Annotated in this window: 12 protein-coding genes; 7 read left to right on the top strand and 5 right to left on the bottom strand. The window is 39.8% G+C overall.

What is annotated here, in order from left to right; all coding sequences use genetic code 11:
- Window positions 1-46 precede the first annotated feature (46 nt).
- Entirely contained in the window at window positions 47-367 is a 321-nt protein-coding gene (locus tag ASL19_RS11150) for an MgPME-cyclase complex family protein (protein WP_057178401.1), read from the top strand.
- A gap of 47 nt (window positions 368-414) precedes the next feature.
- Complete coding sequence (locus ASL19_RS11145) at window positions 415-1,092, top strand: hypothetical protein (protein ID WP_057178400.1); 678 nt, start codon at window positions 415-417, stop codon at window positions 1,090-1,092.
- A 41-nt stretch (window positions 1,093-1,133) separates the two neighbouring features.
- Here ASL19_RS11145 and ASL19_RS11140 read toward each other — a convergent pair whose 3' ends face one another.
- From ASL19_RS11140 to folD, 3 genes are all read right to left on the bottom strand, one after another.
- Window positions 1,134-1,604 (bottom strand): divergent PAP2 family protein, encoded by a 471-nt coding sequence (locus tag ASL19_RS11140; protein ID WP_057178399.1) that lies wholly within the window; start codon window positions 1,602-1,604, stop codon window positions 1,134-1,136.
- Between the two features lie 79 nt (window positions 1,605-1,683).
- Window positions 1,684-2,613 (bottom strand): geranylgeranyl diphosphate synthase CrtE, encoded by a 930-nt coding sequence (gene crtE, locus ASL19_RS11135; protein ID WP_057178398.1) that lies wholly within the window; start codon window positions 2,611-2,613, stop codon window positions 1,684-1,686.
- Between the two features lie 53 nt (window positions 2,614-2,666).
- On the bottom strand, window positions 2,667-3,548 hold the full coding sequence (folD, locus tag ASL19_RS11130; protein WP_057178397.1) for a bifunctional methylenetetrahydrofolate dehydrogenase/methenyltetrahydrofolate cyclohydrolase FolD: 882 nt from the start codon (window positions 3,546-3,548) through the stop codon (window positions 2,667-2,669).
- Window positions 3,549-3,691: 143 nt separating this feature from the next.
- Between folD and ASL19_RS11125 the strand changes: the two genes are divergently transcribed.
- The 4 genes from ASL19_RS11125 (at window position 3,692) to mutS (ending at window position 8,322) form a co-directional block, all read left to right on the top strand.
- Complete coding sequence (locus ASL19_RS11125; protein ID WP_057178419.1) at window positions 3,692-4,102, top strand: hypothetical protein; 411 nt, start codon at window positions 3,692-3,694, stop codon at window positions 4,100-4,102.
- Window positions 4,103-4,109: 7 nt separating this feature from the next.
- Window positions 4,110-4,538 (top strand): NUDIX hydrolase, encoded by a 429-nt coding sequence (locus ASL19_RS11120; RefSeq protein ID WP_006278700.1) that lies wholly within the window; start codon window positions 4,110-4,112, stop codon window positions 4,536-4,538.
- A 22-nt stretch (window positions 4,539-4,560) separates the two neighbouring features.
- Window positions 4,561-5,643: an AI-2E family transporter gene (locus tag ASL19_RS11115; protein ID WP_057178396.1), complete on the top strand. Its 1,083-nt coding sequence runs from the start codon at window positions 4,561-4,563 to the stop codon at window positions 5,641-5,643.
- Between the two features lie 114 nt (window positions 5,644-5,757).
- Window positions 5,758-8,322 (top strand): DNA mismatch repair protein MutS, encoded by a 2,565-nt coding sequence (gene mutS, locus ASL19_RS11110; protein WP_040010073.1) that lies wholly within the window; start codon window positions 5,758-5,760, stop codon window positions 8,320-8,322.
- 7 nt (window positions 8,323-8,329) lie between these two features.
- On the opposite strand, the gene ASL19_RS11105 is transcribed toward mutS, so the two are convergent.
- Window positions 8,330-10,648, bottom strand: coding sequence for a putative PEP-binding protein (locus ASL19_RS11105; protein WP_057178395.1), 2,319 nt, complete (start codon window positions 10,646-10,648; stop codon window positions 8,330-8,332).
- Window positions 10,649-10,816: 168 nt separating this feature from the next.
- A complete protein-coding gene (locus tag ASL19_RS11100) occupies window positions 10,817-11,242 on the bottom strand; it encodes a helix-turn-helix domain-containing protein (protein ID WP_057178394.1) in 426 nt (141 codons plus the stop codon).
- Between the two features lie 108 nt (window positions 11,243-11,350).
- Between ASL19_RS11100 and menH the strand changes: the two genes are divergently transcribed.
- The gene (gene menH / locus ASL19_RS11095) at window positions 11,351-12,184 is read left to right on the top strand and encodes a 2-succinyl-6-hydroxy-2,4-cyclohexadiene-1-carboxylate synthase (RefSeq protein WP_082604687.1); all 834 of its coding nucleotides are present in this window, start codon (window positions 11,351-11,353) and stop codon (window positions 12,182-12,184) included.
- Window positions 12,185-12,194 lie beyond the last annotated feature (10 nt).

Genomic DNA, 12,194 nt, shown 5'->3' with positions numbered 1-12,194 from the left:
GAACAGTAGCCAACCCTAAAACCTAAATAAACAGATCAGAGCAAAAATGGGAAAGTATCATTACGTGTTAGCTAGTCAAAAGTTTCTCCTCGAGGAGGAACCACTAGAAGAAGTTTTAAGGGAACGCATCCGTAATTACCACGAGCGGGAAAAAGAAATAGACTTCTGGCTAGTAAAAAATCCTGCTTTTTTGGAAGCGCCCGAAATGTCGGATATTAAGAAAAAATGTCCCCAACTACCAGTAGCTATTATTTCTACCGATTCTCAATTTATTACCTGGTTAAAATTACGCTTAGAACATGTTATAGTGGGGGAATTTACTACTCCTTTGGGAACTGACCCCCTAGCTTCTTTGACTAATGTGTAAAAGGTGAACATATAACCTAAGAATAATTACTTTGGTGCAATTTTACTATGCAAATACGTTTACCCAAAACTAAGCTAAAACTGAACCTACCAAATAATTTATCACTTGCCCTTGTTTCTTTAGGTGCATTTCTAGTTCCGACAGTTATCTATCCTAATTACGTTCTGTCTCAACCTACCCTTGCTGCTTGCCAACCGCCCAATGCGGAGGAGTATTTGTTACTGTTTCTGACCCCGACAGCTAATAATCAAGAACAGTTGCGTACTGTTTTGCCATCGGAACTAAAATCTGTAACTTGTAAATACTTAGACCAGGTAGTAACAAGAGTAGGTGGTTTTAAGAAAGTTGAAGATGCTAATCGCTGGGCGAAATATGTCAGTAACGTTATAGGTTTGGCCTCCATTATTACCCAAGTTACCCAACCGATGGGATCGGAACCGCCGAAACCCAATTACAGTTATAATCCAACCGTATTAGGAGATGGATTTGCGGTCTTGGTAGATTATTTCCGACGCCCGGAATTGGCCAACAATATACAAAAGATAGTCGGGGGTAACGTGGGGTTAGTTTCCTACGGAGAACGTCCCTACTTATTGGCCGTATATACTACTAATCAAACAGAAGCCTACAGAACATTACAAAAGCTGAATGAAAATGGTCTATTTGCCATTTTAGCTGATGGTAAAAAAGTAATGTTACTCCGGTCAGTAGTAACATTAAAATGAGTGTGAGGGCCTGCTCAAATGATAACTGCAGGCCCAAAGGTTTAAGAAGGAGCCTTAGTTAACCAATAACTTGCCAAGCAGGAAATAGTGGCTCCTAGAATCGAGCCAGCTACGACTTGAAGGGGCGTGTGTCCGAGAAGTTCTTTAAGACGGTCTTGAAAGAATTCCGGTTTTTCATGGAAGAGCTGATCAACCATTTGATTGAGGATGCGGGCCTGCTTACCTGCTGCTTGGCGAACCCCTGTAGCATCGTACATAACAATAATAGCTACAACCGCAGCCAAGGCAAAATCTGGAGATGACCAACCTATAGTTTGTCCTACACCAGCTGCTAAAGCTGTAACTAGAGCTGAATGGGCGCTAGGCATACCTCCAGTGGTAACCAAAACACGGAGATCTAATTTACGATGTTTGATAACTTCAAAAATGAGTTTTAATCCTTGTGAAATAAAACAAGCCACAAGTGCGACCAGTAGCACTCGGTTGTAGAAAATATCGCCGATGTCCTGCATGGTATTTTGGTGGGGTGATGGAATTAAGAGCAGCTTGACTGTAGGTGGACAATTTCAAATCCAAAATCTCAATTGCCACCTAGTGATTGCGATTAATAATAAAATGAGCTATTTCCTGTAGAGGGACTGCCTTATCCCCATAAAAATCCAATTGGGCACAAGCTTCTTCCACAAGTTCTTGGGCCTTCAACCTTGACTCTTCAATTCCCCACAAACTAGGATAGGTGAGTTTTGCACTTTCAATATCCTTACCAGCGGTTTTGCCGAGTTGTTCCTTGGTAGCAGTGATATCCAGAATATCATCTATAATTTGGAATGCCAGACCAATATTTTGAGAGTAACGTGTCAATTTTTGTATGTCTTGTGGAGCAGCACCAGCGATAATTCCCCCACAGACCACGGATGCTTCTAATAGTGCTGCTGTTTTGTGGTTATGGATAAAATTGAGGGTTTCCAGTGAAATATTTGACTGACCTTCCGATGCTAAATCTACCACCTGACCACCGACCAACCCAGGAGCCCCAGAAGCACTACCCATTCTGGCAATTACCCGTAAAGTCCTCTCAGGTGGTACGGTTTGAGGTGTTTGGGTGGCTACAAGTTCAAAGGACAAAGCCAACAGACCATCACCAGCTAAAATGGCTACGTCTTCCCCATAGACCTTGTGATTTGTCAACTTACCCCGTCGATAATCATCATTATCCATAGCTGGCAAATCATCATGAATTAGGGACATGGTATGAATCATTTCCATAGCACAAGCGGTTGGCATAGCCATTTCTATAGTGCCACCAATCATTTCACAAGTGGCAAGACACAGAATGGGACGTACACGCTTACCTCCAGCTAGGAGGGAATAGCGCATGGCTTCATAGATTGTTTCTGGATACACTAGCGGAATGGATTTATCCAGAGCTGCATCACAAAGCTGCTGTCGTTCTCCAAGATAGGCATAGAGGTTAAACCGGGCTGGCTGTGATGTTTTTTGAATGTTATCCGTTGCTACCATGCTGGGAGTCCTAAAAGTTTGAGTTGATGGTGATAAACAATAATCAATACTAATTACTGCTGATTAGCTACTTGTAAATAGCTACAAACAGTATTTTGCAGCAACATGGCAACTGTCATGGGGCCAATACCACCAGGAACAGGGGTAATATATTTTGCCACCTGAGCAGTGGAGACAAAGTCAATGTCACCAACTAGGCGACTTTTACCATTGCCATCAGTAATGCGGTTTATTCCCACATCTATCACAACTGCGCCCGGTTTTATCATTTCTGCTGTGATTAATCCGGGAATACCAGCTGCTGCTACCAGAATATCAGCGTTTTGGGTAATAGTTGTTAAGTTTTGGCTGCGAGAATGGGCAATAGTAACTGTAGCATCAGCTTCCAATAACATTAATGCCATGGGCTTACCCACTAAAATACTACGTCCTATTACCACTGCTTGTTTTCCTGCTAGGGGAATTTTATATTCTGCCAACAGTTTCATTACTCCAGCAGGGGTACAACTGCGCATTCCCATTTCTCCCCGGACTAAATGCCCTAAATTAATTGGATGCAGTCCATCAGCGTCTTTGCTAGGCAGAATTCTATGTAGTAGAGCAATAGAGTCTAAATGCTGGGGTAAGGGTAACTGGATTAAAATGCCATCTACCCGCTGATCATCATTGAGTTCCTCTATGATTTGTTCTAGTTCATTTTGGCTAGTTTCCGTGGGAAAATGTCTACCGAAAGTAGCAATTCCCACCTGATGGCAGGCTTTTTCTTTGTTAGCTACATAGGTGGCTGAGGCGGGGTTATTTCCCACCATCAACACTGCTAAACCGGGGGGGCGGCCTATTTTAGGTTGTATTTCTGTGATGGTTTTAGCCAGTTCTTTTTGAACTTTTGCGGCTAGTGTCTTACCATCAAGGATTTTTGCAGTTTTTGTTTCCATTTTTATTCATCTTTTCCCTATCTTAGTGAGAAAATAGGCGTTTATCTCCTAATTAGATTTGTAAAAACTTCTGGGTTTTTAGTAACGAAACATAGATAATATAAATCAAAATGGGCAAAATGGGCAAAATGGGAAAAAGCTTTATGCCACAATTCTCTCCTCTGACTAACTCTAGACTACTTACTAATTTGAGCAATCTCGGTTTTATTTACCAAGTATTAACCTGGGCTTTACTTTTAATGATTGGTAGTTGTGCCAGAGGTAACTTAATAAATTTCCATACTCTGGGAACTAATATTACTCCTATTGCTAAGATTAAACCTATGGGTCAGCCAGAAACTACAGTTTATATCCAAGGAAAGATTGAAAAACATGCTCCCTTGATTGGCCAGCACGCATATCAAATTGCTGACTCTACTGGTAGAATCTGGGTTGTGATAAATCAAAATAAGTTACAATTGGAGCAGGAGGTGGTAATAGGAGGTAAAATAAAGCACAAAAGTATTAAGTTGAATGAGCAAGAGTACGGAGAAGTATATTTAGAAGAGGAATAAGGTCATTATGATTAATCATCAAATACCAGAGGTTTCTATAGTTATTCTCTACCAAAATGACCAGTACCTCATGCAATTAAGAGATAATATTCCCCATATTGCCGCCCCCGGTTGTTGGGGATTATTTGGTGGGCATTTAGAACTGGGTGAAACCCCAGAAGTAGCACTAGTGCGGGAAATCAAGGAGGAAATAGATTATCAATTAGCAACCTTTGCAAAATTCGGCATTTATCCTGATGACAACGTGACTCGTCATGTTTTTCATGCACCATTACTAACAGAGTTATCACAACTCACCTTGTATGAAGGTTGGGACATGGGCTTATTAACAGATCAAGATATTATGGCGGGTAGTTGCTATTCTCACAAAGCTGGTCAGATAAGATACTTAGCACACATTCACCAGAAAATCATGCTGGATTTCATTTATAGCTAATTGGGGATTGGTATGTACTTTTATGGAAATGACAAATAAATTACCTCGTTGGTTAACCTTTGCCTTGGCTTTCCCCATAATTATTCTGAATGGATGGTTGCTCATTCAGGTCATAAAATATTTTCAACCGTTAGTTAGTGTTGTTGTTCTAGCTATTCTACTATCTTTTGTCTTAAATTATCCAATCAAATTTTTTCATAACCTGGGGATTCCCAGAATATTAGCTATTGTGGGTGTTTTACTTCTTACAGTAGTGATGTTGGGAGCCATAGGCGTGATTTTACTACCTTTGATTTTTCAGCAACTGAATGAGTTAATCAATATTCTTCCCGCTTGGATAAGTTCTGGAACTCAACAATTACAAGCATTTTTGGATTGGGCAGCTACCCAACAGGACTTACCTGTTAATATTATTGGTATAGCCACACAATTGTTGGAGAAAATTTCTAATCAAATCCAATCTTTTACCGGTAAAATCCTAACTTTTGCATTTGATACAATTGGGTTTTTGTTAAACTTAATCCTGACTATTGTTTTAACCATTTACCTCGTATTAAACGGGGAGAAATTGTGGGATGGTCTATATGGATGGTTACCCACCTATTTAGGGGTGAAAGCCAGAGCTTTACTAAAAGAAGATTTTCAAAATTACTTCATTGGACAAGCCACCTTGGGAGCGGTTTTGGGAGTGACCGTAACTCTAACATTTATAGCTCTGAAAATTCCCCTAGCCTTATTATTTGGAATTACCATTGGCTTTTTCTCCCTCTTTCCATTTGGCACAGGTATTGGCATTGGGATTGTAAGTTTATTGATAGCTTTAGAAAACTTTTGGCAAGCGGTAGAAGTGGCATTAATAGCAGTAACAATTGACCAAATTAATTCTAATATTGTTGCCCCTAGACTATTGGGAAGTTTGACGGGTTTAAATCCTGTTTGGGTAGTAATTTCTTTATTGGTTGGAGCTAAATTGGGTGGAGTTCTGGGACTGTTAATAGCTATTCCTATTGCCAGTTTTATCAAGGATTTTGCTGATATTTGGCGAGAGGGACAACTACAGACTGATTCTATGCAGGGAAAAATCACCACGCCTACCCCACCCTAACCTTCGGGTCCAAGCTATGAGTTAAAAAACATTAATAAGAAACATTAAATAATCATCAAATTCCCCTACCTAAAGCTATAATGGCAAACAGTGCTAAAAAACTCTGCATCTCCTATGACCACACCAGAAATTCAACCACCCACCATCCCTATTAATGATATCCACCTGGTAGGAGACCGTAGTAAGCTGAGTAAAATGTATCAGCACTACGTAGAAATGAAAGATAAATATCCTCACGCGCTGCTAATGTACCGTGTGGGCGACTTTTTTGAGACTTTCTTCCAAGACGCAATAACCGTATCCAGAGAATTAGAACTAGTTTTAACCAGTAAACATGGTGGTGATGTCGGTCGGATAGCTATGACAGGTGTGCCTCATCATGCTTGGGAGCGTTATGCTACTCAATTGGTAGAAAAGGGTTATGCTGTAGTAATATGTGATCAAGTGGAGGAAGCATCCCAAGCAATAGGTTTGGTAAAACGGGAAGTTACCCGTATACTCACACCAGGAACTGTATTAGAAGAGGGTATGCTTAAAGCTAGTCGCAATAACTATTTAGCAGCTGTGGTAATTGCTGCAAATCATTGGGGTCTAGCATACGCTGATATCTCAACAGGAGAATTTTTGACGACCCAGAGCAGTGAGTTGGAGAATCTCACCCAAGAGCTGATGAGATTACAACCTGCAGAAGTGCTCTTTCCCACCAATGCGCCAGATCTGGGAACTCTACTTAGACCAGGAGAAACTTCACCTTCCCTTCCTCAATGTTTACCACCAACATTTTGTTATAGTTTGCGCTCTCAATTGCCCTTTTCCCAGGGGGAAGCTAGGAGTAAATTATTACAAAAATTTAAATTACGCTCCCTAGAAGGTATTGGTTGTGAGCATCTCCCCCTAGCAGTTCGCGCTGCAGGTGGACTGTTGGAATATATTGAGGACACCCAAAAGCAAAATTCTGTACCTCTCCAGCTATTACGTAGTTATACTCTCAATGACTATCTAATTTTAGACCACCAAACCCGCCGAAATTTGGAAATTTCCCAAACGGTACGCGATGGAACATTTCATGGCTCTCTCTTGTGGGCCCTAAACCATACTACCACCCCTATGGGAGGACGAGCTTTAAGAAGATGGTTGTTACAACCTCTCATTGATATTAAGGGGATTAGGTCACGACAAGATACTATTGAGGAGTTGGTGGAAAACACCCCCCTGCGTCAAGATTTACGGAAATTATTACGGCAAATTTATGATTTGGAACGATTAACGGGCCGCGCAGGTTCTGGAACCGCTAATGCACGAGACTTACTGGCATTGGCTGATTCTTTTTCTCGGTTACCCGAGTTGTCACAACTGGTAGCAGATGCGCGATCGCCATTTCTCAAGGTTTTACAAAAAGTTCCACCGATAGTGGAAGAGCTGGGGAAGAAGATACATGCTTATCTGGTGGAAGCACCGCCAACCCAGTTAAAGGAGGGTGGTTTAATTCGTTCAGGAGTTGATCGTATATTAGATGAGAGGAAAGCTACGGTAGAAGCAGATCAACATTGGATAGCAAACTTAGAAGTTGATGAAAGAGCAAGAACGGGAATTCCCACTTTAAAGGTGGGATTCAATAAGACTTTTGGTTATTATATTAGCATTTCCCGTTCTAAGTCTGACCAAGTTCCTGACAATTACATTCGTAAACAAACACTAACCAATGAAGAACGTTATATTACGCCCGAATTAAAAGAAAGGGAGGCTAGAATATTAACAGCTAGAGATGATTTAAATCAGTTAGAATATGAAGTATTCGCTAACCTACGGGATGAGGTTGGTTCCCATGCAGAAACAATTCGGGATATTTCGCGTGCGGTAGCTGCTGCTGACGTATTATGTGGTTTAGCAGAATTGGCAGTACATCAGGGTTATTGTCGTCCCCAGATGTTACAGGGAAGGGAGTTAGAAATTATTGATGGTCGTCATCCCGTAGTTGAAAAGTCCTTACCTGCAGGATTTTTCGTTCCCAACTCCACTGGACTAGGTGGTGGAACAACTCAGGATTCCCAAGAGCTGTCCTATCCTGACCTAGTCATCTTAACTGGTCCTAATGCTAGTGGCAAAAGTTGTTACCTACGTCAGTTAGGTTTAATTCAGTTAATGGCCCAGATTGGTAGTTTTGTACCCGCTAAATCTGCTCGGTTGGGAATTTGCGATCGCATTTTTACTCGTGTGGGGGCGGTAGATGATCTTTCCACGGGTCAGTCCACATTCATGGTAGAAATGAATGAAACCGCTAACATACTAAATCATGCCACTGCTAATTCTTTAGTGTTATTAGATGAAATTGGTAGGGGAACAGCAACATTTGACGGTTTATCGATTGCATGGGCAGTAGCGGAATACTTAGCAGCAGAGATTAAAGCTAGAACTGTTTTTGCCACCCACTATCATGAATTAAATGAGTTAGCGAGTATTCTTGCTAATGTAGCCAACTATCAAGTAACCGTCAAAGAATTACCAGACCAAATTATCTTTTTGCATCAAGTGCAACCTGGTGGTGCGGATAAGTCTTATGGGATAGAAGCGGGGAGACTAGCGGGTTTACCAGCAGTAGTGATTGAAAGGGCCAAACAAGTAATGGGACAAATTGAAAAACACAGCAAAATTGCCCTAGGATTAAGATTGGGTAACTAGAAACCATTTAACTTTCTAATTGTTTTCTAGCTGCTGCGAGAATCAGTCTTTGTTCAGCACTAGCAATTGTGTGATAAGTTCTTTCCACTGCTTCTGGTTCTACAGAAATAGAATCTATACCCCATTGTATTAGCTGATCAATAATTTCTGGATATAAAACGGGAGCTTGACCACAAATAGAACAGGAAATACCACCAGCTTGAGCCATTTTAATTAACTGAGAAATAGTCCCCATAACAGCAGGATGACGTTGATTAAGTAGGGGGGATAGGTCTCCTGTTTCCCGGTCCACACCTAAAATTAATTGGGTTAAATCATTAGTACCAATGGAAATACCACGCACACCAGACTTAATATATTCCGGTAATAAAAATAAAACGCTAGGAACTTCCGCCATGATCCACAATTGAAACTGGGGATTTTCAGTTAATCCAAACTCTACAACTTTGCGCTGGCAAAATATAAACTCCTCTACTGTTCTTACAAAAGGAAGCATTAAATAAATATTACTGTAGCCATCTTTTTGTAACCTAGCTAGGGCTTTTAATTCTAGTTCAAAGACTCCAGGATTTTTTAAATAACTAGCAGTGCCATGTTCCCCTAAAATGGAAGCAGGTGGATTTTCCCTACCATGATAGGAAGATAAATCTTGATGATACCAATCTAAAGAACGATAAAAAATTGGTCGTGGTGTAAAAGCTTGGACAAACTCCTGAATTTGCTTTGATAACCTGTCTAATAATTCTGTTTCTCTACCATTGGCAATCCAATTGTAGGGATTTTCTCCATGTAGAATATTTAGTAACATTAGTTCAGAGCGTAATAGTCCCACCCCGTCCACTGGCAAATTTCGTACTTTTTCAATCAAATTTGGCTGACTAAGATTCACCAGCAATTTAGTGCCAATCATCGGTAATATTCGATGGTTACTAAACCCATCATGAACATCACTTTTCTCATGGGAAAAATCAGGATCTTCATGGTCACGCTGAGGGATTTTTTCACCATCTCTCAAACTATCTTCTGAACCTGAACTATAATACACCTCCCCCCGATCACCATCCAGCAATATTCTCTCTCCAGTTTGAATTATATTGGTCGCATTCCTAGCGTTGACTATAGCAGGAATCCCCAATTCCCTAGACAAAATTGCCCCATGACTGGTTAACCCACCTTTTTCAGTAATAATACCCATAACATTATGTAAGATAGGAAACCATTCAGTTGTAATTGTTGGGGCGACTAAAATGACATCTTTAGGAATTTGCAAAGGTTTGGGCTGGATGTTACCTATTACGTAAGCACTGGCATTTATTTTTCCTTTAGCTGCACCAATCCCTTTAAGCAATAGATGGGGCGTTACGGATCTAGGAACATTAACTTGAGTTATGTACAGTTTTGGGGAATTGGCAGTAATAGTCCATTTAATAGTTAATTTTCTACCCAATTCCCTAACTAATTGATTGCCTAAAGTAATAATTTCCTCTAAAAATTCATCTGGTAGTGCATACTGCTTCTGCTGTTCTTGGCTTACTGTATAAGAAAATAAACAGTTGTCATTGGTAGTTGCTTTAGATTCATCTACAGAATATGCTAGAACCTTATTTCCCAAATGCTTCTCTTCAATCCCACCCGTATTATGGTTAATGTAATAAACGTCTGGCAAAACCTCTCCCTTGGTAATAGCCATTCCTAATCCGTAAGTAGCTTCTACTTCTAATCCAGAAGTATGAAATTTTGTTGACCCCGATGCGATCGCATTTTCTACCGGTTGTACTAATACTGCCAAATTAATATGTTGTAAACTAACACCTACACTGTGCCAATACAGAATGCTTCGCGCCCCAAATATTTGTCTCCAGGTCTGCTTTAATCCATTTGCAATAGACTGTTCGTTAACGGCACAAAATATTGGTTTAAACAAACCAGAAATATTACCTACAAGATAATTAGCCGATGATATGCTCAAACTAGGACGTAGGATTAAACAATTATCTGTTAGATCTCTACCAGCTTGATAAATTTGGCTAATCCAAGAACTGGGCAGACTAGCACCAATCACTTCTTGTCGTAAACGACTAGCTACTTGTTGAAGTTGTCGCCAATTATTGACATCCAAATGTAAGGAGGAGTTGGGTAAATCCGCAACTAGGGATTCAGAACTGGTGAGATTTACCACAAATTCGCGCCACAGACTTGCGGAAAGCACGAAACCAGGAACAACCGGATAGCCCTTTTGGAAAATTTTGCTCAGGTAAAACGCCTTATCTCCAACCAAGGGACAGTCTTCTGGATTGATTTTTTCTAGCCAGTAGAGGTTTTCCACTCAAACAATCACATATAAGCTGAGTCTGTACTCTCAACACATTTACCCAAAGTGTTTATTTTTGGGCAAAGGTAAACATTTACTATTTTGGGGTGGACTGTGCAAAATGTCAATTTTTTTGGGAATTTTGTTTTCCGTTCTAGGTTTACCTGGGGAAAACTCCAAGAATTATCCATTTTGAAGTTTCTTTAAATATTCCCATCCTCTTTGAGGATAAACATTTCTATTTAATATTTTACTCATCCATTGAGACACTTTAGCGCCATTCCATGCACCCCCATCTTCAGGTTCAGACTGTAAAACTTGCTGTAAATACTGAAGTTGCTCATCGTTCAATAATGGCTTTGTCCCTCGGTTGTTTCTGCGTAGGTCTCCCAGAATCTCTGGACCGTAACGGTTATAACTACGAACTAACTCATAAATCCAGGAAACACCATATCCAGTAACAGTGGACACTTCTAGAGTTGTTTTCCCCAGTGCTAACAACCAGATGATTTGATAATGACCGCGTTCAATGCTATCCTGTGACTGTCGATAACGGTTTTCTAAGTCTCCAGTACTTAAATGAGGTTCTATTACAACACGTTTTGGCATATTCCCACCTAGTAAAGATAATAAGCGTATATTGTGTCCAATGAGTCCACCGTTTTTTATAGGTAGCATGAACCTATCAGGAAGTTATAAGGAAGTTATAAGGAATTTGTGAATAAAAAATATAGCTTTTTTGGTTCAAGAATCTTATTGCACTATTGTTTAGATTTAAATAGTGATAGGCAAGTAGTTATGTTTTTGCATGGTTTCATGGGTAATATTTACGAATTTGACAATGTCATAAAATTACTAAATAACAATTTTTCCTATTTAACTGTGGATTTACCAGGACATGGGAAGACTGAGGTGTTAGGGGGTAGTGATTATTATGGAATGGAAAATACCGCTCAGGCTATTATTAATCTTCTGGATGAACTAAAGATAGAAAAATGCTTTTTAGTAGGTTATTCTATGGGAGGAAGAATAGCATTATATCTCACCATAAATTTCCCGGAGAGATTTATGAAAGTTGTGCTAGAATCTTCCTCACCTGGCTTATCAACTGATTTCCAGAGAATAATGAGAATAAAAAGCGATGCTGGAATTATCCGGAAGTTAACCAGAATTAGCACCAGAAATGAGTTCGGTGTTTTTTTAAATAATTGGTATAGTCAGCCGATTTTCGGTCAGATAAAAAATCATCCAGCATATCCAAAAATGATAGAAACCAGATTAGCAAATAGTCCCTTGAAAATAGCTAAATCCTTACAATTTATGGGTACTGGATATCAACCTTCACTATGGCACAAACTAGAATATAATCAAATTCCCCTACTTTTATTAGTAGGTGAATATGATCAGAAATTTATTGATATTAATACTGTTATATACAATTTAATTCCGGGGAGTAAATTGGTGATAATTAACCGATCTGCACACAATACGCACTTAGAAAATCCCTTAATGTTTGTGGAATACATCATGGAATTTTTTAGAGTTTTTTAAACCTTAGAGA

This window comes from Cylindrospermopsis sp. CR12 (genome assembly GCF_001432185.1).
Lineage (GTDB): Bacteria > Cyanobacteriota > Cyanobacteriia > Cyanobacteriales > Nostocaceae > Raphidiopsis > Raphidiopsis raciborskii.
Note: the sequence above shows the minus strand (reverse complement) of the source record. Positions and strands in the feature narration are given on the sequence as shown.